This window comes from Flavobacterium sp. AC267 (genome assembly GCF_979258715.1).
In genome coordinates this window covers 3,236,973-3,263,475 of sequence record NZ_OZ409875.1, presented here as the reverse complement: position 1 = coordinate 3,263,475, position 26,503 = coordinate 3,236,973, and the positions used below count along the sequence as shown (strand labels likewise).

Genomic DNA, 26,503 nt, shown 5'->3' with positions numbered 1-26,503 from the left:
ATACTCCTGTAAAAAGCAGTTTAATTTTAAAAAAATAAATCGAAAATTCAATTCCAGCCACAATCAAAACTAATCGTAGAAAAAGGAGTTTATAGGTTTGTAAAGTCTTAAACATATTAGTTAATATTGATATTATATTTCTCTAAACGACGGTACAAAGAACCTCTTGAAAGTCCCAATTCTTCTGCCGTTTTACTAATATTATTATTATTTTTAAGAAGTGCTTTTTCTACCGTCGCTTTTTCAACAGATGAAAGCTGAATATCATCTGGATTTTCGTCATAAGGCGTTATGATTTCTAAATCTAAATCGGAAACCGTAATGGTATTATTTTCGCAGAGAATCACTGCGCGCTCGATCTTATTTTCCATTTCGCGGATATTTCCGTTCCAAGCATGTTTTTCAATTTGTTCCAGCACTTTTTTATCAAAAGAAATTTTGTCTCTTCCGTACTTTTCAATCATTTTATCTAAAAGATATTCGGCAAGCGGAATTTTATCTTCGTTTCTTTCGCGGAGCGGAGGCAAGATAATTTCCATCGTATTTATACGATAATACAAGTCTTCACGGAAGTTTTTATCAGCCACTTCCAATTTCAGGTTTAAATTGGTTGCCGTAATAATTCGAACGTTTAAAGGTCTTGGTTTTGTTTCGCCCAATCTCGTCACCGTTTTGGTTTGAATAACCTGCAGAAGTTTCGATTGTAAATGAAGCGGTACATTTCCTATTTCGTCCAAAAAAATAGTTCCGTTCTGCGCCATTTCAAAACGTCCGGGCGTATCTGTTTTCGCATCGGTAAAAGCGCCTTTAGCATAACCGAATAATTCGCTTTCGAAAATATTAGAATTTAAAGAACCTAAATCAACGGCAACAAAAGGCTGGTTTTTTCTTTCTGACTGCGAATAAATATGATGCGCCAAAACGAATTTACCTGTTCCGTTTTCGCCCAAAATCAAAACATTGGCATCTGTTCTTGCAACTTTATCTGCCAAAGAATACGCTTTTTTGATAATCTCAGAATTGCCCTCAAAAAAGTCATTTTTAATTTCGACTTCTTTTACTTTTCGCTGTTCTTTACGAGCTTTATCTACGGCTTGTTTTACAGATTCTAATAGTTTTTTATTTTCCCAAGGTTTCAAAATATAATCAAAAGCACCCGATTTCAAACCTTCAACAGCGGTTTCTACTTTTCCAAAGGCGGTCATTAAAATGACAACAGTTTTTGGCGAAAGCGTTTTGATTTCTTTCAGCAGGTACAAACCTTCTCTCCCATCTTCAAAACCAATTCTATAATTCATGTCTAATAAAACAACATCGATACTATTTTTTGCCAATAATTCGACGATATTTTTTGGATTATTGAGTGTATAAATGGTTTCAAAATACTTTTTCAGATAGACTTTTGACGCAAAAAGTATGTCTTCCTGATCATCGATGATTAAAATTGAAGCGTTTGTCTTTTTCATTATTGTTCGGTTTTGGACGAAAGGTGTCCATTTGTGGACAGTTCAGATTTTTTTCAATAAATAAAACATTAAAAACAAAGCAGTTACAAGGTTTAAATTATTGGCATGAAAATCACATTAGAACTGGTAAATCGTTAATTATTAAAGCCTTTCGGAAGTTAAAATAACAAAATAATTAGGTACAAATTACAATGTAAATTGTCTTAATTTTCAAACTTGTTTCTTTCACTTTTGAAAGCATTAAATTTTAAAAAGAAAATCAATCAAAAACCAAAAACATCAATTATGATTACTATTACAAAGCTTTCAAAAGTATTTAGAACAGAAGAATTAGAAACCAAAGCATTAAGCGAAATTTCATTAACCATCAATCAAGGTGATTTTGTTTCGATTATGGGGCCATCTGGAAGCGGAAAATCGACTTTACTCAATATTGTTGGACTTTTGGACAGCGCTTCCGACGGAAGTTATAAACTATTGGATCAGGAAATGGTTGGTTTAAAAGAAAAAGCAAAATCAAAAGCCAGAAAAGAAAACATCGGATTCATCTTCCAAAACTTCAATTTAATTGACGAATTATCGGTTTATGATAATATCGAATTACCGCTGATTTACAATAACATTCCTTCTGCTGAGAGAAAGAAAAAAGTAAATGCGATTGCAGACAAATTAGGAATTTCACATCGTTTAAAACACTTTCCGCGACGAACTTTCTGGCGGTCAGCGACAACGTGTTGCCGTGGCAAGAGCTTTAATAAATAATCCGAAAATTATTTTGGCCGATGAGCCAACAGGAAACCTTGACAGTAAAAACGGAAATGAAGTAATGGAATTATTAACAGATCTTCATGCCAACGGCGCTACAATCCTCATGGTAACGCACTCTGACTATGATGCTTCTTTCTCGCAGAAAACGATTTTAATGAAAGACGGAATGATTCTTTCCGAAAAATTAAATCATCGAAATGTAGATGTTTTAGTAACTGCTAAAAACTAGAATGATGCTGAAAAACTGGATTAATACTTTTATTTTTCATCTCAAAAACAACAAATTCTTTACTGCTTTAAACATTTTGGGTTTGAGTATTGGAATTGCTGGTTTGATCTTTTCGATTTTATATTGGAATGACGAACAAAGCTACAATGACTGGAATCCTAATAAAGATGTCGTTTTTCAATCTTTAAGTAAAGTAAGTCCGACCAATACATGGGGAACTAATGTTTTGACATTTGAAAGTTATTTTAAAACCGATTTTAAGGAGATTGAAAGTTATTGTTATTTAGATACTTGGTATGCCGAAAAAACAATTCAGTACCAAAACAAAAAAGGCGTTTTTAATACTATAAATGCACAAAAAACTTTCTTTGAGATGTTTCCTTTTGATTTTATTAAAGGAAATAGTCAGACGGCTTTAAAAGATGAAACTTGTATTGCCATTTCTAAAAAAACAGCGCTAAATCTATTTGGAACTGTCAATGCACTCGGCAAAACGGTGACTTTTTATGATAAAAAACTTATCGTAACAGGAATTTATACCGTTCCTGGTAAATCTTCTCTGGCACCAGATGCAATTACCAATTTTACAGCACAGAGAATTCGGGAACATAAAGACAATTGGGGAACTTTTGATATGGGATTGTTACTAAAATTAAAAAATCCTGATGACAAGGATAAAGTGACTGCCAAAATGAACAATTTGTTCTTTAAAAACCGTTCTCTAAAATGGGCAAAAGAAGAAGGAATTTCAATTGCCGATTGGATTAAGAAAAATGGCAAAGATGATATTAAAGTTCAGCTGGAACCGCTAAAAGATGCCAGATTACATTCGGAAATTGACGGTTATGCAGAAGGTCAGGGCAATTATCAATTTTTGATGATTATGATGTCATTGTCTTTTTTAATATTGATTTTGTCTTTGTTCAATTACATCAATTTAGCAACCGCAAATGCCTTAAAAAGAGCCAAAGAAGTTGGTGTTAGAAAAATTGTAGGCGCCTCTAAAAGTAATATTGTCCTGCAATTTGTTTTTGAAACGGTGATTACAACGTCTTTCGCAATTTTGCTCGCTTTAGTCTTGGTAGAATTGTCACTGCCTTTTTATAATAATTTTTTAGAAAAGAATTTAACCATTTCTGGATATCTGTTTGCCCTTGAGCTTGTGATTATTTTTGTTGTTACAATCATTGCGGCTGGAATATTACCTGCAATTTACATTTCGAATTTTGAAACGTTGAAAGTTCTGAAAGGAGATTTCAGCAGAAGCAAAAGCGGCGTCTGGCTCCGAAATGGAATGCTGATTTTACAATTCTCCATTGCTTCTTTCTTCATGATAGGATCTTACATTGTTTACCAGCAGGTTAATTATCTGAATAAACGGGATTTGGGTTTTAAAGGAGATCAGGTTTTAGAAATTAAATATAAAAAACCTTTTTTTGAACCGAATGATGCTAAAGCAGATGAAAAACTCTTTAGAAGATACCAAACCATTAAGCAGGAAATTTCTAAAATTAAAGGCGTTTCGCAGGTTAGTACGGGTGTAATTTCATTTGCGACCGGCGACAGTATATCATCGACTTTTAATTATAAGGATAAAACCATTCTGGGTCAGAATATAGCTGTCGATTATGGAATGCTCGAAATGATGAAAATTAAATTGAGTCAAGGCCGTTATTTAGACCCTGCAATTGCATCTGATAGCATTGATGCGATGCTTGTCAATGAAAAAGCCTTAAAGTTAATGGATGAAAAAAATCCGATTGGCAAAATCGTAAATTGGAATAATAAAAAAGTCAAAATAATTGGTATTGTAAAAGATTTTAATCTTTGGGGACCAAAAGCCGAAATTCCGCCAATGGTATTTTTTCATCTCAGAACAATAGACTGGACGAACCTGAATGTCAATCAAATATTCGTAAAGATCAACCAAAGTGATATTACAAATACGATTGGCGATATGGAGAAGTTTTGGCAGAAAAACATAGATGCCGACACCCCATTTCATTACGATTTTGTCGATAAAGCTTATGCGAGAAATTATAAAGAATACATCAAACAGAGTCGTCTTTTTTCGCTCTTAAACGTAATTGTAATTCTAATTGCCCTGTTCGGACTTTTTGCTTTGGCTTCTTATTCCATACAAAACCGAATGAAGGAAATCGCTATTAGAAAAACGCTGGGTGCCGAAACCGCTGCTTTACTAAAAGAACTTTCTAAACAATACATAATCTTTTGTCTTATTGGTTATTTACTGGCTTTGTTTCCAGTATATTACCTGCTGAACAAATGGCTTGAGGATTTTGTTTTTAGAATAGAGATTTCTGTTTATCCGTTTCTTATTGGTTTCATTGCCCTATTATTTTTAACGCTGGCCGTGGTGCTTTCACGTATGTATCAAGTCGCAAAGGTTGATGTTTTACAATATCTTAAATACTAATAAAATGATCCAAAATTATATACGAATATTTATATACCATATCAAAAACAATAAAATGTTTTCGATTCTAAATGTTTTAGGATTATCCATAGGAATTGCAGGTTTGATTTTTGCTATTCTTTATTGGAACGACGAACATTCTTATGATGATTGGAATTCTTCTAATGATAAAACATTTATCGTTATGAATGATCTTGGAGATGGAAATGTCTTTCCTGCAAACTCTGCTATTATCGCGCCGGCATTAAAAGCAACTACTTCGTATTTAGAAAATTACTGCTATTTTGATACCGAATACACGAAGGAAACAATACAACATAATGGCAAAGTAGAATTAGTAGACAAAATATTTTCTGCCCAAAATAGTTTCTTTTCCTTTTTTCCATTTGAATTCAAATATGGCGATGCAAAAAATGCGCCGCACGATCCGCAAAGCATTGTTTTTTCTGAAGAAACTGCTTTTCGTTTATTTAAAAATGAAAACCCTGTTGGCAGACAAGTAAAATACGCTGATAAAATATTTGTTGTACGCGGTGTTTATCGAATACCCGGAAAATCAGTTGTAATGCCGAATGCAGTAACGAACCTCATCGAAGAAAATCTGGAACATTTAAAAGACCATTGGGGTTTTAATTTTGGTTTAGTTCTAAAATTAAAAAAGAAAAGTAATGCTCCGCTAGTCGTTAAAAGTCTGGAACAATTGTTCCTCGAAAAAAACTACAAGAGGCAAGCGAGAAAAGAAGGCCTGTCACTTGAAGCATTTATAAAAAAGTTCGGAGAACCCTTCAAAGTTAAATTAATCCCATTTGAAAACTCAAGACTTTATAAGGGAAATTATCCATTTCCGGAAGGAACAGGAAATCTCCAGTTTTTACAAATATTAATGGGGTTATCGCTATTAATCTTATTGCTATCAATCGTAAATTATATCAACTTAGCCACGGCAAATGCCATAAAACGGGCAAAAGAAGTTGGCGTTAGAAAAATTGCTGGCGCCGCAAAATTGCAAATCGTTTTTCAGTTTGTATTTGAAACCGCTTTAATTACCTTATTTGCAATATTATTGGCGCTCGTACTTGTTGAAATTACTTTGCCATTTTACAATCACTTTTTAAACAAAGAATTAGTTCTGGCTGGATCACAATTTTACCTGCGACTTGCTATAATCTTTGCCATCGTGATTTTTGTATGCGGCGTTTTTCCAGCAGTTTACATTTCAAATTTTGAAGTTTTAAACGTTTTAAAAGGTAATTATTCTCGCAGTAAAAGCGGAATATGGTCGCGAAACAGTATGCTGGTTATACAATTTTCCATTGCGGCCTTTTTCATCATCGGCTCAGTGATAGTTTACCAGCAGGTTAATTTTATGGTAGAAAAAGATTTGGGTTTTACTGGATCCCAGGTAATGAATATCGCTTTTAGAGAACAAAGAGGTAAAGGTAAATTTGCAGAATACAAAAGCATACAACAGGAAATACAAAAAATCACCGGTGTCGAAGCTGTTTCTGCCGGAGCATTTTCTATTGGAGAAAATGAAGTTTCAAAAGGAGGCTTATATAACAACAATAAAGTTACTGTCGTTCAGCAAATCGGCTTTGATTTTGGAATGCTTGAAATGTTGGGAATAAAAGTTATAAAAGGAAGAGCGCTTACAGAAAAGCTTGCCTCGGATACTATTTCTAACGTTTTGCTGAATGAAGTGGTCGCCAAAGCTTTGCAGGAAAAAGATCTTGTGAATAAGGTAATCGAATGGAACGGCCACAAATATACCGTTGTGGGAATCGTCAAAAACTTTCATTATTCTGGCTTAGACAATGAAATTAATCCTATGATTTTGTTCCATATAAATACTCAGAAATGGACTCAGGGTAATATAGAATACATTTCTGTAAAGCTTGCTACAAAAGATATTTCAACTACCATTTCGTCTCTAAAGACTTTTTGGTCTAAAGAAGTGGATTCTGAATATCCTTTCGAATATAATTTTGTAGATAAAAACTTCGCCAAAACCTACAGAAAGTATGAAGATCAAAGAAATCTATTAGCCTTGCTAAATGTTGTCGTAATTCTAATTGCTGTTTTCGGATTGTTTGCACTTGCCTCTTTTTCTATGGAAAGAAGATTACGCGAAATTGCAATCAGAAAAACGCTTGGTGCTGAAACCAATACTTTACTGAAAGAATTATCTAAACAGTATGTAATCTTCTGTATAATCGGTTTTATCATCGGAATTATTCCAGCGTACTTATTATTGCAAAAATGGCTCGAAAATTTTGCTTTCCGTATTGATATTCCCGTACTGCCGTTTATTCTTGCCTTTGTTTCGCTGTTGTTTCTAACACTGACAATAGTTCTCGCCAAAGCATACCAAGTAACAAAAGTTGATGTTTTAAAATATTTAAAATACGAGTAAGATGCTAAGAAACTGGACAAATATATTTATTTATCAAATAAAGAACAGTAAACTTTTTACTGCTCTCAATATTCTCGGATTATCCATAGGAATTGCAGGTTTGATTTTCGCACTTCTTTACTGGAACGACGAAAAAAATTACAATTCTTGGAATCCAGAGAAAGACAATGTTTATCAGGTTTTGGTGCAATTGAAAGATATGACTTCTTGGTCTGATTGTGCCTTATTTTTAAAACCTGCCCTGGATGCAGATCCAAATATTGAAGCCATAATGTATGGGGATGATTGGTACCAAAAAAATAAAATTATTTACAAAGGGAAAAAGGAATTTGTAGATAAAATCATTAATGTACAACATAACTTTTTTTCCTTTTTCCCTTTTGAAATTTTAAAGGGAGATGCGATATCGTCCATTAAAGACGAATCTAGTATTGCAATTTCAGATAATATTGCAAAAAGAATCTTTGGTAACGAAAATCCAATTGGAAAACAAATTAAATGTTTTGATCAACTATTTTCTGTTCGGGCAGTTTATCGAGTTCCGGGAAACTCATCCATTGCGCCAAATGTCATCATTAATAAAATGGATAAGCTCGTAAACTCCTCGATAATAAATCCGTTTGTTTTTAAATTATTGCTAAAAGTTAAAGATCCATCAAAAGTTGAAAATACAAGAAAAAAACTGGAACGGATCTATAACTATGATTTCATTAAACGTTTAGCAAAACAAGAAGGTTTTACGTTTGAGGACATGGGAAAGAAAGTAGGTTATTTTAATGTTGTACTAGAACCGCTTTCGCAAGCCAGATTACATTCTATAACAGATGGTTATCCTGAAGGCAGAGGCAATTATCAATTTTTAATAATTATGATGGGTTTATCAATTTTGATTCTCATTTTATCAATAATTAATTACATCAATCTCGCCACCGTAAATGCAGTAAAACGAGCGAAGGAAGTTGGGGTGCGTAAAATTACCGGCGCTTCTAAGAGAAATATTATCTGTCAATTTATTTTTGAAACTATTATAACAACTTCTTTTTCAATTTTACTGGCATTAGTGATTGTAGAAATAACCTTGCCTTATTACAATAATTTCTTAAATAAAGACCTTATACTTCTTGGGAATCAATTTTACTGGCAGTGCTTTTAATTTTTATAATTACCGTATTTACTGCAGGACTATTTCCTGCTGTTTATGTTGCAAATTTTGAAACTTTAAAAGTTTTGAAAGGAAATTTTGGAAGAAGTAAAAACGGAATTTGGTCGCGTAACGGAATGCTCATTTTTCAATTTGCAATTGTCGCCTTTTTTATAATTGGATCTTATATTGTTTATGAACAAATTCAATATTTACAAAATAAAGATCTTGGGTTTAAAGGAAATCAGGTAATTTCTGTAACATTAAACTTTCCTTCTTCCGATTATGAGGGAGAAAATGCAGAAAAAAATATCTACAGTAAATACAGTCTTATAAAGGATCAATTAAGCAAAATAAAAGGTGTCGAAGAAATCTCAACCGGTCTTATTTCTTTTGATGGTTCTGACAATTTTATTAATCCTGTGCTATATAAAGATGAACTTTTTAAGGAGAGAACAATAGCCTTAGATTTTGGCATGTTTGAAATGTTGAATATCAAAATTATCAAAGGAAGAAATTTTGACAGAAAACTAGCTTCAGACACTATTAATTCGGTGATTATAAACGAAAGTGCTTTAAAGTTGATGAATATTAAGAATCCGATTGGAGAAGAATTATTGATACGAAATCAAAAATTAAAAATCATTGGTATTGTTAAGGATTTTAATTTATTAAGCCCAGAAATGAAAGTGCCTCCAATTTCATTCTATCACCTAAAGACCTTGGGAGTGTCACATGACATCAACAAAGTTTTTATAAAATTAAAACTTGATGCTTCAGGAAAGACAATTGAAAGTATAGAAAAATTATGGTCAAAAGTAGCTCCCGAATATCCCTTTAAGTATGATTTCGTAAATAAGGAATATGCCAGAACTTACGAATCGTACGTCAAGCAAAAGAATTTATTTTCTTTATTGAATGTTGTAGTCATTCTTATTGCTTTGTTTGGATTATTTGCATTAGCTTCTTATTCTATTCAGAGAAGAATGAAAGAAATTGCAATTCGAAAAACTTTAGGAGCAGAAACCAATATTTTATTGAAAGAATTATCAAAACAATATGTTTTGTATTGTGCAATTGGATTTCTAATCGCCATTTTTCCAGCTTATTTTTTATTGCAAAAATGGCTCAATAATTTCGCTTTTAGAATTGAAATTCCAGTGTCTGCCGTTTTTATTTTCTTTTGTTATTTTACTATTTCTAACGCTATGCATTGTTTTAACAAAAGCCTACCTAGCCACAAAAGTTGATGTTTTAAAATACTTAAAATACGAATAAAGATTTCTGTATAGTAAACCAAAAAGCGTTCGCCAAGGCGAACGCTTTTTTTATATAGTTTTAAAAATCAATTTCAATGTCAATATCAATACCAAAAAATCTAGTTAACAACTCACAATTAACAATTAACAATTAAACTCACTCCTTCTTCGTGAATCCTTTTCTCGTCATTTCTCCCCAGCCTTTGGTTCCCATAATTTTTTCTTTATAACCAACTAATGCGACATAAACAGTAAGCGGATGAAAATACAATGGTTCTATGAAAGCGACCATAAGAAGCTTAAAGAAATCAATTTGTTTTGGATATTTATGATAGGTTCGTTCTTCACTGAATAAAGCGATAACCGAAAAGAAAACAGCAAAAGAATATACAAATAGTAATAGCAAAAAGAAAAAATGCCAGTTTAACAGACCGAAAATAATAAACAAAATAGTTATTAGAAGACCAATAAATTCGATTGCAGGAGCTAAAAATTCAAACAAGGTCCAATATGGTACGCTCAACATTCCTAACAGTTTATATTTCGGATTCAGGAACATTTTTTTGTGAATACCAAGTGTTTCTATTGTTCCTCGCATCCAGCAGTACGCGTTGTTTTTTAAAAATCGTAAAATCTTCTGGAGCTTCTGTCCAACAAAGCGGATCGGGAATGTAACTAACGGCATACGGAAGTTTGTTTTCCAGCATATAACGGCGCATTCTTACGATCAATTCCATGTCTTCGCCAACGGTTTTTGTACTGTAACCTCCGGCTAATATTGCTACTTCTTTGTCAAATGCTCCAAATGCACCGCTTATCAGCAATAAACCATCCAATCTTCCCCATGCCATTCTTCCTAAAAGAAAAGCCCTTAGATATTCTAAAACCTGAATTCTAGGCAACATTCGATCTGGAATATTAACCTCAACCAATCGTCCGTTTTTAATCACGCATTGATTGGCTATTCGAACAACTCCGCCAGTGGCAATAATGCGTTTTCCCTGAGATTCTAAAAATGGTTTTGCGAGTTTTAAAAGTGAATCTTTATCGAGGATACAATCGACATCAATACAAACAACATAAGGATTTTCGGCAATATTAAGTCCAACATTCAACGCGTCGGCTTTACCCCCATTTTCTTTGTCAACTACAATCAATTTTTTGTAAGTCGCATTTCTGGATTTATAGATTCCTTTAATCTTTTTTGTTTCTATTTTAGGATGAATATCCAGTTCCGTCAAAACCAAATCGTAGGTTTTAATCAGGATTTCCATCGAATTATCCTTGCTCCCGTCATTCACTAAAATGGCCTCATAATTATTGTAATTAAGAGACAATAGTGATTTTACATTTTCTTGAATAGTTAAACCCTCATTGTATGCAGGCGCAATAAGTGACAATTTTGGTGCAAATTCGCTGGTAAGAAGTACGTTATAATCTACAAAGCTATTTTTTTTGAGGTAACTTCTAAGCTCTTTTGTAGAGAGATAGGCTAAAATTAGATACGAAGACATGATCAATATCGCATATCCCAAAATCAGCAGGATATACACATCTAAGAACCATGTTATTTCAGTATTAAAAAAAGTCATTTGTTTTTATAAATTTATACTGTTAATGTCTGCAGAATACTTTGGGCTTCGTATTTTATCATTGTATTTGGCGCTTTTTCAGCCAGTTGTGCTACAAAAGGAATTTTCTGTGTGAGCTTTAATTCTTTTATCAGCTTTAATCCAAGCGCTATTACAGTTGTATTTTGTGATTCCAATAAATGCTCAATTCCTTCGGTGTCGCCAACATCGTGTCTTTTAAAAGCGTCGATAATATTCAGCTGGGTCCACTCATCGATTGGGTCTGGATGTTCTACGAGATATATAATGCTGTTTGTTCCTGCAAGTTTAATACAAGCATTTATAGCAGTAATTTTTAAGGTTTTATTTCTCGCTTTAGAATGGATTATAATCTTATCGAAAGCATCATTTATATTGAATTCTGCCAATTCTGTAATTCCTTTGCATTTTACTTCCCATTTCAGGCTTTTAAGCTTTTTAAATGACCCTTTTATGAGGTTAGAATCTTTGTAAAACTGTTCCAATTTCTGTGCATAAACGCCTTCGTAATTTTTGTGCAGGTTGATAATTGACTCCGTCAGTACTTCTCTAAAAAAGGAAGTGTCCAAAAGCACTAAAAAGTTTTTATTTTCTTTAATAGCCGCAAAGGAAGCATCCTCAAAAATCACCGAAGTCATCAGCTGATTAATCTCTTTGTCATATTCGGTGCGAAGTCTTTCTTGTTTTATTTTTGTATTTCGGCTTGCCACAATAAACAAATACAAAATAAATGATGCACATACAAATATGTATATGGCGAAAGTTAGAAAAGGCACCTCCCAATTCCCATTTTTATATGATTCCCAGATTTCTGTCATATTAAAAACGTTTGGTTACAATTAACTGTACATTAAACCTGTTTCTATATTCTCCCGGAACATATTCTTCGCGCTCATACAGGAAAATTGGGCGAACAAAAAAGGATTCTCCAAAACGATGCTGGTACTGAATTCCTGCTCTATATGCTTTTAACGGCTGTGTAAAGCTATTATAAAGATACAAATACGGCACATTTCCGTATTGCAGTTCGAATCTAATCAAACGTTCTTTTTCTTCATTTACTTTTTGTAAACTTAAAACGTGAGAAAACAATTCGTTTGTTGTATCATAATACGGTCTATAAGCGACAGTGTAAACTCCTGCAGTATAAGCCAATTGACCTGTAAGCAAAGTAATATCATCTGTTTCAAAATGCATAAATCTTGCTCCCAAAGAGTAATCAAACTTTTTGTGTGGTGCAAAGTAATATTCTAAACCCGCTTTTGCGACAGGAAATATCGTTTCGCCTGTAGAAACGCCTCCATTTGCATATAAATAGCTTTTATTGGAAAAGGTTTGATAATAATCGGCTTCAAATAACATTTGGGTATCATCACCAATATTTCCTACATTGGCACGGCCGACAATTGCCGATTTGCTGAATTTATGTGAATATTCTACATATCCGTAATGAAATGGAGAAAGTCCTGGTTCTGATGTCGAAATATTTAAATAGGAAGCAGATACAGCATTTTTTGCTTTACGTCCGATCAATGTTCGAATTCCTCTAAAAACCTGTGTGCTATTATCTATAGATGAGAATTTTTCGATTAAATCTAATGCTTCTTGGTCGCGGTTCAGTTTTTCGAGACAAGTTGCTTTTATCTTTAAAACATCAATCGATTTTGGATCAATTGCTAGATATTTATCGCAGTATGCAATACACTTTTCATAATCTTCCGACCAAAAATAAATAGTAACAAGTGCCTGTAAAGCTTCTGCATTCGGATTTGCTCGGTCTGCCATTGGAGACAAAATCTTTACTGCCGTTTTATAGTCTTTTTTCCAGCTGTAAATACGTCCAGTATAAACTTGGATATCTTCATTTTCAGGAAATTTGGCACGTAAAGGCTCAATTAATGCTAATGCTTTATCGTAGTTTTCTTTTTCAACCTCCCGTTTTACATTCGCCAGCGTTTCATCAATAGACAATTCTTGTCCAATTGCAATAGACGAAATAAAAAGCATTAAAATTGAATAATATATAAACTTCATTAGAAACGTTTATTTAGTAATTTATTAATTCTCACCAAAAGCACGGCCGGACTCACAGGTTTAGCAATAAATTCGTTTGCACCAATATCAAAAGAATCTAGTTCGGTTTGTTCTACACCAGAAGATGTCAGTATAATTATGGGAGTATCTGCGCTAATATGCTCTCTAACGTATTGCGTAATTTCCATGCCGCTTTTACCGGGCATATTAATATCTGTCAGGATTAGATCGTATGGATTGTTTTGTATAGCTTGTAATGCTTCTTCTCCATCAGAAAACTGGTCAACACTAAATCCTTTAGATTCTAAGAAAAAAGATAATGATTTGCGTAGGATGTCATTATCTTCTGCTAAAATAATTCTCATTTTTTTATATTTTTTCTTGGGGCAAACTTTTATTATAACATCATTATTGTAAAGCTAGAGCTTATTTCTGTTTTATCATAGCTCTTTCAGAATTTTTACGACTTCGATAATACCGCAATGTAAAATATTGACTTTATCCAAAGTTTCACTGGTAAATTGACCTGCAGAAGCTTCTTCTTCAATTATAGTCGCACAATTGCTAAGGTCTGTAAGCATAAAAATATCTAAGCTGGATTTCATATTATGCGCCAATTTTTTCACAGTATCGTGATCGGAATTGTGAAATGCTTCTTCGAGCTGCGCTGTTTGATTTGGAATTTTCTCTATAAAAAGATCAATCATATCTTTTCTGAAATCGGTATCGTCGCAAGCCATTTCGTCTAGAAAAGAAAGATCTACAGTCCTTTTGTTATGAACTTCTTTATCTGGATTCATTACCGTTTTTATCGCTTTTAAAAGAACCGCCTGTTTAAAAGGTTTCGGTACATAAGCATTCATTCCTACTTTATAGCATCGTTCCTGTTCTCCAACCAAAGAGTGCGCGGTCATGGCAATAATAGGAATAGAAGAATTCATTTCATTACGAATGTATTCTGTTGTCTGATACCCATCTTTAAGAGGCATTTGAAGGTCCATTAGAACCAAATCATATTTATTTTGAGACAAAAGTTCAATTCCTTCCTCGCCATTATGTGCAATATCCAGATCAAAACCAAAATTATTGATTACACTTTTTGCCAGTTTCTGATTCAAAACATTGTCTTCGCAAAGCAGTATTTTCAAATGACCAAGATCATTTTTAGAAATTAGTTTAGGTGCTGTTTCTCTATCCTGAGCCTTTTTATAAGTAAGTATAAATGAAAATTCAGAACCGCGGTTTAGTTCACTTTTAACATAGATTTCGCCATTTTGCAATTCTATCAACTGCTTTACAATATTAAGACCAAGTCCCGTACCTCCGTAAGTACGTGTGGTACTATCTTCACCTTGTGTAAAACGTTCAAAAATAGTCGTAAGTTTATTTTTTTGTATCCCAATTCCGGTATCTTTTACAGAAAACTTCAGTGTGTAGTTATCTTCTGTTTCCTCCATTTTTTTTACAGAAACGGTCACTTCGCCTTCATTTGTAAATTTAAGTGAGTTTCCTATAAGATTAACCAAAATCTGGTTCAGTCTTCCTTGGTCACCAACTACAACATCGGGCATTTCTGCATCTAAAAAGAGATTAAAATCTACTTCTTTCTGAACTTTTACTTTTAATAAATTATAAGCGTGTTTAAGTGTCTTTTTTAAATTAAAAGGCTCTGAATCGATTGCTAAATTTCCGGATTCAATTTTAGAAAGATCCAGAATATCGTTTACAATCAAAAGCAGATTTTCTCCTGCAATTTGTACACTTTCGATATAATCACGCTGTACTTCGTCCAGTTCTGTCTGCGCTAAAAGATCGGTAAAACCAATTACGGCATTTAAAGGCGTTCTAATTTCGTGGCTCATATTGGCTACAAAACTGTCTCTTGCGAGTACTGCTTTTTCTGCAATTTTCTTTTGAGCGTCTAATTGAATATTTTTTGTCCCTAATTCTAATTGAGCCATCACGTGTTTGGCAACAATTGAAAGTGCATTTCGCTGATTTTCATTTAGTTCTTTTGCAATATGATCTACAGCGCACAGCGTTCCAATATTATATCCATCAGGTGTTGTAATTGGAACTCCAGCATAGAATCTCACATTGAATCCGCCTGTAACATTAGGATCTTCCTTAAACTGATCGTTTAAATGAGTATCCTTTATTTCTACCATTTTGGTATCTAAAATGGTATAACGGCAAAAAGAAATTTCACGAGGTACTTCTGAAACACCAACGCCTATTTCAGATTTAAACCATTGTCTGCTCTCGTCTATAAAGGAAATATGAGCAATAGGGACACCGCAGATGTACGACACAAGTTTTGTGGCATCATCAAAAGCATGATCAGGAAGTGTATCTAATATATTGTAACGTTTTAAAGCGGCTAAACGTTGTAGTTCGTTTTCTGGGATGGGGAAATTGTTATTCATGGTATTATGTAGGTAATGCGTACAAAGATAAATTTAAAATAAGAGATTTGTCTCCTTTTTTTGGGGTTCAAATCTCCTTTTTATTGATTTACAAGCTCTAATCTAATTTTGTACAGGTATATATTGCTATATATACGAAATTTTTACAGGAATGTTTTCTAATTCCTATAAAAAAATTACAATTCGATAATTTGATCCAGTTCCAGTGTTACAGTATCTTTAGGAAGTACTTTTGGAGCTTTGGCTAATTTCTGTGCTAAAAATGCTGTTGAAATTGGTTTCAGATTTTTAAAAAGACCAATTGCGTTTAGTGCTTTCAGAATTTTTACTGAAATTTTTTCGCCAAAACGATCTGTGTTTTGACGGATTAATGGTCCTGGCCTGAAAATTATATATTGAGGGAATTGAAGGTCACGTATATGTTCTTCTAGCTTTCCTTTCATTTTAGAATAAAAAACACTGCTTTTTGATGAAGCTCCGTAAGTTGAAACTAATACAAAAGAATTTACTTGATTTTTTTTAGCGGAAGTCGCAAATCGTCGCTGGAATTTCAAAATCAATTTTCCACTGATTGTCTTTTGAACCTGCATCTTTTAAGGTTGTTCCGAGACAAGAAAAAAGAACATCTCCAGTAATTAAATCCTGAAAGGAATTCACATCTGAAAAATCAACAATATGTTCCGTAAGTTTTGGATTTGATTTCCCAAAGGAACGCCTTACGAAAATAGAAACCGAAGTATAACTACTATCTTCTAAAAGCTGTTCGACCAATTCTTTTCCCGTTGCGCCTGTTGCTCCAATTATTAATGCTTTCATAATTAAATCGTTTTACAAGTAAATATAATACTCTTTAATCGAAAAACCCCTTTACCAAATAAGTAAAGGGGTTTGTTTAATAAATTTATGATGGTCTAAATTTAGTCAACTCTTTTTACAGAAAGTTTATCTAAACAAAAATAAGTCGCCGTATTCATACCATAAATTGGATCTGAATCTGATGAAGCCATTTGGAAAACCAAATACTGAACTTCTCCTAACTCTTCAAGATCAGAAGCATCAACATTTACCCAGCCTGTTGGCATTACCAGCGATGAGCCAGTATAGTCTGCTAAAGAATGTGTGATTGGATTTGTAATTTGTCCATTTGCTTTCACACCGTAAATTAATAATTCAAAATGATCTCCAGTTCCAAAAGCCTGTGCAAATCCGTCTCCATACAAACACCCATAATAAGGCCAAGGATGAATATTGATTTTTAGTCCCAGAACTTCATATAATCCCGTGTTTCCAATTTTAATCCAGTTAGAAAAATCTGATTCTGAAAAAGTAGTTCCTTCTGGAGATACAGGATCTAAATAACTAGACCAATATGCCACAATGTAAGGATCTCCCGAAGTTCCAGGTTTCCCCGGCGTAGTTGTAGAAGAAGTTCCAAAACCGCTTCCTGCCATAGTTCCCCATTGATGAGCTACCCATCCATCTGATCCGCCCGGCGCCGCACCAGAGCCATAATCTGTAATATCATTTACGTTTGAAACAATAAATCCGTCCCAATAATTATAACCAGCAGATGTTGCTGTGTGCGAAAATGTAAAAATATCTACATTTAAATTAGTGTTTGAAACATACGTATTCTGCCAGTACTTCCCTCCTGTTGTTGTAATACCACTGCTTAATAAAGCACTTGTAAGATTAAGGGTCGTCGTGGTTCCTATTGATGGATCTGTAACGGCTGTTTTTGCTGTCGTTGATGTAGTTTTTAGTACTGCATCAGCACTTGAACTATTTAAAACATCGTCATCACTGCTCTGCAGGATGAAAATCCCAGCATAAGACCTAAGGTCAAAAAATAAACTACTTTTTTCATGATTTATAAAATTTAGGGTTAATAGTCAGGTTTATTGTTTATTGTTACTGGTCACATTCACTAATCACTAATCACTATTCACTATTCACTTTCCACTAATCACTATTCACTAATCACTATTCACTATTCACCATTCACTATTCACTTTCCACTAATCACTAATCACTACTTATTGTTTCGGAAAATTTAAATCTGAAACCTCTTCAAAAATGCTCGTCAATAAATCGTTAGCGCCCAATGTCGTAAACGTTGGCACATAGACTTTTACGAAATCTACTCCTGGCAAATGCACTTTCTTTCCGTCTTTGTCCACAGCCCAAGAAATATCTATAGAAGGATCTTTAATACCGCCGTAACCCCAGTCAAAAGTTCCAACATTGTAGGTTGTTCCAGCACCGTCGCTTACATCTTTTGTTGGTATAAATACTTTTGTTCCTTTTAAAGTATAGCTATCTCCTACCCACGCTGGGAAATAATTATTTCGTCTGCGGTTGTATGTTCTTGTAATTGTACCCGAAACATTTTTATTATCCGTCCACGGAAGATAAGCCGTATCGTACTGCCAAGTTGCTTTTGCGCCCGCTACTGGACTTGCGTATCGCGTTAGGTTTCTTATAAGTAACTTCATAATTCTTAACTGTTGTCGATTTATGGTATTCACTTCCTGCGATTTCATACCATTCATTTTCATCTGCAACACCATTTTTATTCGCATCATAAGCTACTGCGATACTTACTGGAGAATATTTAGTGGCGGTAGTTCCTGTTGCCATCTGAACAATAAAATCACGTTTTCCAAAAGCATTGATAACCGTATGGTCAAAAGCGGTTACAATATATCCCCCAAATGTCCCCAAATTAACAGAACCACCTTCTTTTAAAGTCGCTTGAGTTTGCGTAAAAGATTCTTCTTTTGTAGTGTAAGCACCTACATTATAAACTGGTGCAGGCAAAAAGTCGATAAGCGTTAATGCTTTTGCCGTATATGTTTTTCCAGTTTCTGAAACGGTAACTTTAGCGACAACCTGTTTTACAATTTTATCAACTGTAACTTTAAAATCTACTACATAATCAGCGACTTTTGGAGTAATAAATAATAACGTTTTACTGTCGCCAATAATCGAATCTTTGACTGCTCCGTCTTTATCAATCACTTTAATAGACCATTGGTATGCTGTAGTTTTTCCTTCTCCATTTTCGATTGTAACTTCTGGAGTTATTGCTGCAGAGCATTATATTGCTGCACTGCAAACTCTGAAGCTAGTTTTATGGCAATCGTTGGATCTTTAGCCGGTTCTTCTATAATTACTTCTGGTTTTGAATCGTCGTTACTGCAGGAATAAAAAGAAACAAGAGCAATTAGCAATAAACTATACTTTAAATACTTTTTCATGGTCTTATTTATTTACTTGTTTTAAATTGTATTTTTTTAATATATGAAGGTCACCCGCTCCTGCAAACACAGTCGCCATTGAAGATTGCTTGCTGGCAGAGTCCCATTGGTTCGCTCACACAGTTCACTACTTTTATAAAATCGATACCAGGAAGATTTGCTTTGTTTCCGTTTTTATCAACTGCCCAGTCAATATCGATATCTGGGTTTACGGCATTTACATATCCCCATTCTGGAGGTGTAGAATACCATAATGTAGTTTGGTTTGGACGTAAAGGCGTAAAATCAACATCGAGTTTCAAACCTTCATAACTAACTGAAGTCTGAGAAGCCCACAATGGATAAAATTCTTTTCTACTTCTTGGTCTTGCCAAATAGAAAGTTTCACCTTGATTATTTTCGCAGAATACGTGTTCATAATCTAAGAAAAGTGCACTGGAGGTAACTAAAGGTTCTCCTGTCGCTTTTTTATGATATGTAACTTTAAAATTCTTAACGGTATTTGATTTCGCATGCTGACTTCCAACAATTTCATACCATTCGTCTGCATCTGGCTTTCCGTTTTTATTTTTATCGTAAGCGACATAAATCAATCCAGGTGCTGGCGGATTTGCTTTGGCAACTGCAGAATTGGTAACATCTCCTCCATACACTCTAAAATCGCTTGTTCCAGGAACATTCACTACAGTGTGATCGAATCCCACAACAATAGAGCCTCCAAAACCTCCTAAGTCTAATAAATAGCCTACATTGGTTTCGCTGATTCTTCCTAAAGCTGTTTTCATTACATCTTCCTTAGAATTGCCTTCTTTGTAAATATCATTGGCAAACATTCCCGGCGCTGGGTCAAAATCGAAAATGCGGGTGATATACGGATTAAAATTCGCGGTTTCGTTTGTTACATTGACTATTGTATTCTTAGTTCCTTTTTTATTAGTCGCCGTTACATTTAAGGTAAATTCATAAGAACCTGCGTAAATAGCTGTAAATCGTAAGTCTTTAGTGTTTCCTACAATAGAATCGGTGACTTGGTTTACTGGATTTTTAGTCATAATCCATTCGTAGTTAGCGACCGCACCAGCATCAGAAGCTGTTATATCTAAAACCGTAAAAGTTGGTGTTTCAAACTTCTCCTGAAGTGTAATTTCAATGGTATTCGCATTTTCATCTGCTTTGTCATCACTCTTTGCGGCCAATAAAGGCGAAAGCAAATGCGAGTACTAAAAATCGGGTAACATTTTTTTCATAATTTGGATATAATAATTTGATTTGATACTAGTTAAATTATCTCGTAGGAATATTTTCTCCTAAGAGATGTAAGTCTGAAGCGCCCATAATTTCTGTCGAAGTTTCTCCAAGCCAGCCCGCCTGCTGATTCAATCCGTTGTAGACTTTTACAAAATCGATTGCCGGAAGCTGTACTTTTTTTCCGTTTTGATCCATTGCCCAGTCGATATCTATGGCAGAATCGTCGTCATTGTTAGGGGCATTATCGGCATAACCGTATAGAAAAGCATATTGGACAAAATAACTTCCGTTACCACTTTCGTCTACTGCATTATCTGGTAATCTTGTCCCTTTAAAAGTAATTGCGGCCTGATCTTTCAGCCATTTTGGCCAATATTCTAAGGAATGATTGTAGGCATTGTTTTGCGCCAGAAATCCCTCTTTTCCCTGATTGTCTTTCCAATAGATATATTCCATATCTGTAAAAAGAACAGTTCCGGTTCCATGCCTGGAACAGGTATTTTATTGGGATCTGGTCTATGATACGTAATCTCATAATTGCGAATCGTCTTTTCCATTTTATGACCACCGCCTTCAATTTCAAACCATTCATCATCTGGAAGTCCGTTTTTATTTTTATCGTATGAAACCATGATTACGCCTGCTTCACTGCTTCCGCCTCTTAATTCCGAATTCGGATTCGGATTGGCTTCTGCCCAAAAAGCATTTCCTAAAACCCTAAAATCACGCTTGCCTTTTAAGTTTACAATGCTGTGATCGAAACCAAAAACCACATAGCCGCCAAAAGCGCCTAGCGAAATAAGATCTCCGTTTTTCTTCGCCAAGTAGGAATTGGCTCTTGTCAAAATTCTTTCGGCTGTGTCGCCATCATTAGCTACCGGAAGATCATTTACAAATTGTCCCGGAGCGGGTTTAAATTCAAATACTTTAGCGATATAACTTTTTAATTCTTTCGTCTCGGCAGTTACAGCAATGGTAACTTTTTGGGTCTGAGTAATTCCTTTGTCCGTTATAACGACTTTAAATTCATAAGTTCCTTCTGCTGTTGCTTGCAAATAAGGCTTCTTTTGATGTTGTATTTACCAGCGAATAATTTTCAGAAGAAACACTTTCAATCTCCCAATTGTAAACGGCATCTGCACTTGCACTTGTTTTGGGACTGATCGCCGTTATTGTAAAACGCTGTGCTTTATATTCGTTTGTCTGCGGTTCTTCTACACCTGTTTCACTTCCGTTATCACCGCCAGAGCAGTTTGTGAGCGCAATTGATGCAAAAGCAAATACCAGTGTTCTAAAACATTTTAAAAGTCTTTTATCCATATTTTTATTTTTTAGTTATAAAGGCAATGTGCCCGGGAATATTTCCTGCCGTAGTTTTCCATTTTAATTTTCCATCGGGCGTAAAACAGTAGATATATCCCGTTACAACATAGTTTTGCGCATCTGTAATGTATATTTCTTTGGTTTCTGGATTTACCTGAAGTCCGTACGGAATCATGATTTTTTTGTCTGTACCGTCAGTAATAATTTTATCGCTTATTATTTTTTTGGTTTTAGTGTCGAGAATACCGTACGTAATCTTATTACTGTTAGTGAGATAACTCCACGAAACACTATAATAATAAAGCAGATCATCGACCAGACACATTCCTAAAACAGGAATATCGAGTCGCATTTTCTTCTCGTCTGTCTGCGTGTCAATTACAAAAAGATTAGAGGGTGTGTTGTAATAATCGCCTCTCGAACTCACATAAATATCACCTCGGCTGTCAATTTCCATACTGTATAAATTGATGCCGACATCTATTTTTTTAATTTCTGTAAAAGTTTCAAGATCAATAACAGAGATTGTTCTATCGTAATTTGGAACTCTGTAACCGCCAGAATTGGCTACGTATAATTTACCGTTATGGACCACCATTTGCTCGGGCTGATAACCAACCGTAACTTTTCTTTTATTTCTAATGAAGTCGTGTCGATTTCTGCAACAAAACCAATTTCTGCATTTGGATTTATCGCTACAGGTCCAGAATACGAACTCACATACGCCTTGTCTTTGTAAAAAGTCACATAACGGCAATTTGGAATATCAATTTTCTTGATGCGTTTGGCTGTCCATTTTTCTAAAACTTCAACTTTGTTTGAAACATTTATAACCGCATAAACCTTGTTGCCGTAGATTTGAATATCGTTTCCAACATCGCCAAGTTCTTTTACAACTGCTGGGTTTCGTTCAGAATAAACATCTGTCGTATAGTTTCCTGTTCGGTAATTGAACACGTCAATACTCGCCCTGTTCATTCCCATATTTCCTTCGTTAAGAAGATAAAAACCTTCAATCTTGCCGTCACTTCTCGGAGGTGCAACACTTACATCTGAGGAAAGAAATATCGTTTCGTCTTCCCTGCACGAGTAAAGCGAAAAGGCTATTAAAAAACTAAAAACTATTTTTATAATTCTCTTTTTCATAACTCAAAACTGATTATAAATTTGAATGTTCGGCCTGGCATTGGATAATTGTAAATCACTTCATACTGCTGATTAAAAGCATTGTTCATTTCTACAGTTCCATTAAATTTGTATGTATTGAAAGTAAAAGACTTTTGAACTGCCAAATCGTGTGTGTACCAAGGCTGTACTTCATTGACTTTAATATTATTGACATTTCCGTTATAGCGTTTTCCAACATATATAAAACTGTAATTGAAATTCCACGATTTATAGCCGGCGTTTAAAATTCCAGAGTCGCTGTGCCACGGCGTATACGGAATCTGATCGCCGTAAGAAGACATTTCTAAACCTGAAAATTTGGTAAAATCCTGACTTTGAGAATAGGTATAAGTCAAGTTTGCATTTAGATTTACTAGATCAATATGCGCGACCATGTTTACAACCGTTTCAATTCCTTTTCCTTTTACCTGTCCAATGTTGGTCATCATCCAGCGGAATAGATTTCCTGTCGGCGCGGCTACAATTTTGTCTTTTGTATTGGTGTAATATCCATCTGCCTGAATAGAAAATTTATCGAAAAAGCTTTCCCTTACGGGGAAATTATATGTAAAACCAATATCATATTGGTTCATATATTCTGGGCGTAACGTACTCGATCCAACCATTGTATAATACAAATCATTAAAAGTGGGCATTCTGAAAATTCGTTTGGCAAATGCGCGCAAATTGAAATCGTATTTCTTAAAAGGAGTATAACCGAGAAACAAAGCAGGTGTCATTTCGGTTTTATTTGGCGCTTTGGCGTTGAACTTTACCTCTTCGATAACGCGGGTGGCAAGGACATTTCCTAAAACTTTAAAACCTTCATATCGGTACGAACTTGCCAAAGAAACAAGCGCTGTATAACGCTGTGGAAAAGAAAATTGCGTCTGAATTCCTCTTCGTGTTGCATTTAATTTATTGTATTGAAAATCGGTTGACAGCGAAACATCCCAAGTGGGTAAAATGCTGTACATATTAACCGCAGAGAAATAAGTTTCCTGTTGGAAATAGCTGTCATCAGACTGTGCGCCTTCGGTTACGGTTTCACCTAAAACGTTTGTCGTATCTCTGGCAATGTAATGCGTGTAATCGTACGCAAATTTTCCTTTTACTTGAAATTTATATTTTTCAGAAACATCTTTAGTTAGAAAAGCCTGCCCAAAAAAATTCTTGTCGAACTGCCTGAAACCATCTGAAAATTTATTTTCTACGATTGCACCTGGAGCACCTCTTTCAGAATCGTAATAATATACTTTGGCGTCCCAAGATCCTTTATTTATTTTTCCATAAACACCAGATTCAAATCGGAGCGCTTCAATATCACTGTTCCATCTTATGGCTGTTGTATCGTAAGCTGTAGTGCCGTCCTGATTTTTTCTTTTGTATCGAAATTTATACTGTCCATTGGACTTTATATATTCTGAACTGACACTCATACTTACTTTGTCGCTCAGTTTTTGTTCCCATCTAAAAGAAGGATCATGATAATTGATTGACATTGTTTTGTAGCGAACCAGCAAATTTGTCTTTTTTAGAACCAGCAAAAACAGGACGTTTTGTTTTCATATAAATGGCAGAAGCCGAAGCAAAATCCTTTGCCGATTGAAAAATTTCGCTCTTTTGTCCATTATACATGGTGAGCGATTCCATATCGTCAAGCGAATATTTTCCAAGATCTGTCACGCCGTTTTGAGCATTTCCAAGTTGAATTCCGTCATAGAAAACACCAACATGATGCGTTCCCATATTACGCACATCAACGGTTTTTAGACCGCCCACACCACCATAATCTTTGATTTGAGTTCCAGCAAAATAGCGAAGCGCATCAGCCACAGTATGACCTGCCAGATTCTCGAGCAGAACGCCCGAAAGACTTTGTACCGGAATAACTTCCTGATACGGTTTTCCTTTTAAAATTACTTCTTTTAAAACCCGTGAACTATCAGTCACAACCTGCGAATGAAGCCAAAAGGGAAAAAATAAAATAAAAGTCTGCGAAAAAAGTTTTCTTTAAATTATACATCACTATTTAATTAAATAAACTTTAGTGATGCAGTAATTACATAAACGTAGAATTAGCCTCGTGCAAAACAGCTGGCTATTATCTTTGTTATCAACTTCATACCACGAAAGTTTTAAACTATGTGATCGTGGCAGGTCTCCTGACTTGTTCTATCTTTAAACGGCCTTCTCATCCCGCAAAGCGGGGCAATGGCATTAGTAAATGTTTAAAGACTTTGTGTAGAACTTACAGTAGCGGGTCTGTTCAGGATTTGCACCTGATTCCCTTTTAACTATTTTTTCTGATGAAAAAACAGACCAAAATCAGGCGCAAAGATATAACTATCTTTATAAAAATGATTTTTAATTTTTTCTAAGTGTGGTTGAAGCCGATTTTGAAAAAGCCAAAAGCCTTTAAAAAGCAGGCTCTTAAAAGTTTATTTTCTGGATTTTTTCGAATTAACGGCATTAAAAGAATACGAAACCATTACATAACTCCAAAGCGCTAATTTAGTATTTTCCTGCACTTTTGGAAGATATTGCATCGTATCTGTAGATTTATAAAAAGAAAAAGCACCGTTGATTTCTAATTGTTTTATAGGAATATATTTTAGTGAAAAATCATTCTCAAATCCGAGAAATTTAGAAACTTCCTGATTGTTACTATCTAACAAAGGATATTGGGTGTAAAAAAGGTGAAAATCTGACCGAATCGATAATTTTGAACTTAACGGGAACAATGCAAACAAATACGGATTTACAAGACCTCTGCCTCCAACATCCGCAGGGAAACGAGTAAAAATATTCATGTTGCCGTTGAATTTCCAAGTAACGCCATACAGAACGTCAAAATCTCTAGAATCTTCAATAGTAGTTTGAGAACTGCCGCCACTAATGATTTCCGCCCCTAAGCGCCATGTCGCTTTTGGAAGAGACAACTTAATTTCGGGTCGCAGATAATACGCCAGCAAATCCTGTCCTTTTTGATTTTGTCCAAACTGCAGATAAGTGTTTAAAGTGTAATACCAGTTCTTCTTTTTAAACTCAATTCTTCCGCCTGCAGTTGCACGGGCGTACAAAGTTTCTGAATTAGTCTTTTCTAAAAAATCAACTGTATTTAGTGAATTAAAAGTGAAGCTTTTATTCCAATTGTAACTAAAATTATACACCAGCATATATTTGTATCTATTAGATGTTACGGGCGAATAAGCAGTTTCAAAACTTGTATTATAGTTTCGTGTAAATAAGAAGAAAAAATCATTAGCAAAATGTTGAGAATATTTCATAATTCGAATTCCTTCATGCGATCTTCCCTGCTGTGCCCAAGGAGCATCAGAAAATAACCTTCCATTATCTAATAAAATACTTTGTCTTCCTAAACGAAAATTTATGTTTCTAAATTTAGTTTCAAAAAACAATTGATAAAAATTTATACTGCCGACTTTTGAATTAGAATTTTCTTTGTCCCAAACGTGAATTTCCTGTAAGTCAGATTTTACAAACCATTTTTCACTAGTAAATTGCATTGAAATTCTATTTCGCTGTGTAATATAAAAGTAGGGATCGATTGAGTCATTTGGCGGAAGAATATAATTTGAAGTGTATTCTGCTCGTGGACGTATTTCAATATTCATTTGAAACTTCTTTGCAATAAACTGCTTTTTTCCTGCGCCTTTACTTTACCTGTAATGGCTAAACAGAAGAATAAGACGAAAAAA

Annotated in this window: 22 protein-coding genes, 3 pseudogenes and 1 riboswitch; of the genes and pseudogenes, 5 read left to right on the top strand and 20 right to left on the bottom strand. The window is 34.5% G+C overall.

Going from position 1 to position 26,503, the window contains the following annotated elements:
• Window positions 1-116: 116 nt before the first annotated feature.
• Entirely contained in the window at window positions 117-1,466 is a 1,350-nt protein-coding gene (locus tag ACZZ95_RS17085) for a sigma-54-dependent transcriptional regulator (protein WP_463469933.1), read from the bottom strand.
• 285 nt (window positions 1,467-1,751) lie between these two features.
• Here ACZZ95_RS17085 and ACZZ95_RS17080 point away from each other — a divergent pair.
• From ACZZ95_RS17080 to ACZZ95_RS17060, 5 genes and pseudogenes are all read left to right on the top strand, one after another.
• A pseudogene (locus ACZZ95_RS17080) lies at window positions 1,752-2,463 on the top strand (ABC transporter ATP-binding protein).
• Window position 2,464: 1 nt separating this feature from the next.
• Window positions 2,465-4,900: an ABC transporter permease gene (locus tag ACZZ95_RS17075; protein WP_463469932.1), complete on the top strand. Its 2,436-nt coding sequence runs from the start codon at window positions 2,465-2,467 to the stop codon at window positions 4,898-4,900.
• Window positions 4,901-4,955: 55 nt separating this feature from the next.
• Entirely contained in the window at window positions 4,956-7,313 is a 2,358-nt protein-coding gene (locus ACZZ95_RS17070) for an ABC transporter permease (RefSeq protein ID WP_463469931.1), read from the top strand.
• A gap of 1 nt (window position 7,314) precedes the next feature.
• Window positions 7,315-8,466, top strand: a complete 1,152-nt coding sequence (locus tag ACZZ95_RS17065; protein WP_463469930.1) for an ABC transporter permease — start codon at window positions 7,315-7,317, stop codon at window positions 8,464-8,466.
• Window positions 8,457-9,704 (top strand): ABC transporter permease, encoded by a 1,248-nt coding sequence (locus ACZZ95_RS17060; protein WP_463469929.1) that lies wholly within the window; start codon window positions 8,457-8,459, stop codon window positions 9,702-9,704. The genes ACZZ95_RS17065 and ACZZ95_RS17060 overlap by 10 nt, the downstream gene beginning before the upstream one ends.
• Before the next feature lie 166 nt (window positions 9,705-9,870).
• Here the strand turns inward: ACZZ95_RS17060 and ACZZ95_RS17055 are convergent.
• The 19 genes and pseudogenes from ACZZ95_RS17055 to ACZZ95_RS16965 form a co-directional block, all read right to left on the bottom strand.
• Window positions 9,871-11,305: pseudogene (locus ACZZ95_RS17055) on the bottom strand (glycosyltransferase family 2 protein).
• A 14-nt stretch (window positions 11,306-11,319) separates the two neighbouring features.
• A complete protein-coding gene (locus ACZZ95_RS17050; RefSeq protein WP_463469928.1) occupies window positions 11,320-12,141 on the bottom strand; it encodes a hypothetical protein in 822 nt (273 codons plus the stop codon).
• A 1-nt stretch (window position 12,142) separates the two neighbouring features.
• Window positions 12,143-13,357, bottom strand: a complete 1,215-nt coding sequence (locus tag ACZZ95_RS17045; protein ID WP_463469927.1) for a tetratricopeptide repeat protein — start codon at window positions 13,355-13,357, stop codon at window positions 12,143-12,145.
• Window positions 13,357-13,722 (bottom strand): response regulator transcription factor, encoded by a 366-nt coding sequence (locus ACZZ95_RS17040; protein ID WP_463469926.1) that lies wholly within the window; start codon window positions 13,720-13,722, stop codon window positions 13,357-13,359. Before ACZZ95_RS17040 ends, ACZZ95_RS17045 begins: the two co-directional genes overlap by 1 nt.
• Before the next feature lie 75 nt (window positions 13,723-13,797).
• Window positions 13,798-15,783, bottom strand: a complete 1,986-nt coding sequence (locus ACZZ95_RS17035; RefSeq protein ID WP_463469925.1) for a GAF domain-containing hybrid sensor histidine kinase/response regulator — start codon at window positions 15,781-15,783, stop codon at window positions 13,798-13,800.
• A 176-nt stretch (window positions 15,784-15,959) separates the two neighbouring features.
• A complete protein-coding gene (locus ACZZ95_RS17030; RefSeq protein WP_463469924.1) occupies window positions 15,960-16,226 on the bottom strand; it encodes a Rossmann-fold NAD(P)-binding domain-containing protein in 267 nt (88 codons plus the stop codon).
• A gap of 76 nt (window positions 16,227-16,302) precedes the next feature.
• The gene (locus tag ACZZ95_RS17025) at window positions 16,303-16,599 is read right to left on the bottom strand and encodes an NAD-dependent epimerase/dehydratase family protein (RefSeq protein ID WP_463469923.1); all 297 of its coding nucleotides are present in this window, start codon (window positions 16,597-16,599) and stop codon (window positions 16,303-16,305) included.
• Window positions 16,600-16,700: 101 nt separating this feature from the next.
• Window positions 16,701-17,381 carry a DUF4465 domain-containing protein gene (locus ACZZ95_RS17020; protein WP_463471702.1) on the bottom strand — a complete coding sequence of 227 codons (681 nt, stop codon included), beginning with the start codon at window positions 17,379-17,381 and terminating at the stop codon, window positions 16,701-16,703.
• A 438-nt stretch (window positions 17,382-17,819) separates the two neighbouring features.
• Window positions 17,820-18,278, bottom strand: coding sequence for a hypothetical protein (locus tag ACZZ95_RS17015; protein WP_463469922.1), 459 nt, complete (start codon window positions 18,276-18,278; stop codon window positions 17,820-17,822).
• Complete coding sequence (locus ACZZ95_RS17010; RefSeq protein WP_463469921.1) at window positions 18,178-18,804, bottom strand: hypothetical protein; 627 nt, start codon at window positions 18,802-18,804, stop codon at window positions 18,178-18,180. The genes ACZZ95_RS17015 and ACZZ95_RS17010 overlap by 101 nt, the downstream gene beginning before the upstream one ends.
• A 62-nt stretch (window positions 18,805-18,866) precedes the next feature.
• Window positions 18,867-19,043: a hypothetical protein gene (locus ACZZ95_RS17005; RefSeq protein ID WP_463469920.1), complete on the bottom strand. Its 177-nt coding sequence runs from the start codon at window positions 19,041-19,043 to the stop codon at window positions 18,867-18,869.
• A gap of 50 nt (window positions 19,044-19,093) precedes the next feature.
• Entirely contained in the window at window positions 19,094-20,239 is a 1,146-nt protein-coding gene (locus ACZZ95_RS17000; protein ID WP_463469919.1) for a PKD domain-containing protein, read from the bottom strand.
• 88 nt (window positions 20,240-20,327) lie between these two features.
• The gene (locus ACZZ95_RS16995) at window positions 20,328-20,747 is read right to left on the bottom strand and encodes a hypothetical protein (RefSeq protein ID WP_463469918.1); all 420 of its coding nucleotides are present in this window, start codon (window positions 20,745-20,747) and stop codon (window positions 20,328-20,330) included.
• Window positions 20,669-21,346 carry a hypothetical protein gene (locus ACZZ95_RS16990; RefSeq protein ID WP_463469917.1) on the bottom strand — a complete coding sequence of 226 codons (678 nt, stop codon included), beginning with the start codon at window positions 21,344-21,346 and terminating at the stop codon, window positions 20,669-20,671. The genes ACZZ95_RS16995 and ACZZ95_RS16990 overlap by 79 nt, the downstream gene beginning before the upstream one ends.
• Entirely contained in the window at window positions 21,318-21,611 is a 294-nt protein-coding gene (locus tag ACZZ95_RS16985) for a hypothetical protein (RefSeq protein WP_463469916.1), read from the bottom strand. The genes ACZZ95_RS16990 and ACZZ95_RS16985 overlap by 29 nt, the downstream gene beginning before the upstream one ends.
• A 4-nt stretch (window positions 21,612-21,615) precedes the next feature.
• A pseudogene (locus ACZZ95_RS16980) lies at window positions 21,616-22,760 on the bottom strand (DUF5074 domain-containing protein).
• Window positions 22,757-24,283: a TonB-dependent receptor gene (locus ACZZ95_RS16975; protein WP_463469915.1), complete on the bottom strand. Its 1,527-nt coding sequence runs from the start codon at window positions 24,281-24,283 to the stop codon at window positions 22,757-22,759. Before ACZZ95_RS16975 ends, ACZZ95_RS16980 begins: the two are co-directional and overlap by 4 nt.
• Window positions 24,264-24,734: a TonB-dependent receptor gene (locus ACZZ95_RS16970; RefSeq protein WP_463469914.1), complete on the bottom strand. Its 471-nt coding sequence runs from the start codon at window positions 24,732-24,734 to the stop codon at window positions 24,264-24,266. Before ACZZ95_RS16970 ends, ACZZ95_RS16975 begins: the two co-directional genes overlap by 20 nt.
• A 185-nt stretch (window positions 24,735-24,919) precedes the next feature.
• Window positions 24,920-25,123, bottom strand: a riboswitch (cobalamin riboswitch).
• A gap of 99 nt (window positions 25,124-25,222) precedes the next feature.
• Complete coding sequence (locus ACZZ95_RS16965; RefSeq protein WP_463469913.1) at window positions 25,223-26,419, bottom strand: hypothetical protein; 1,197 nt, start codon at window positions 26,417-26,419, stop codon at window positions 25,223-25,225.
• Window positions 26,420-26,503 lie beyond the last annotated feature (84 nt).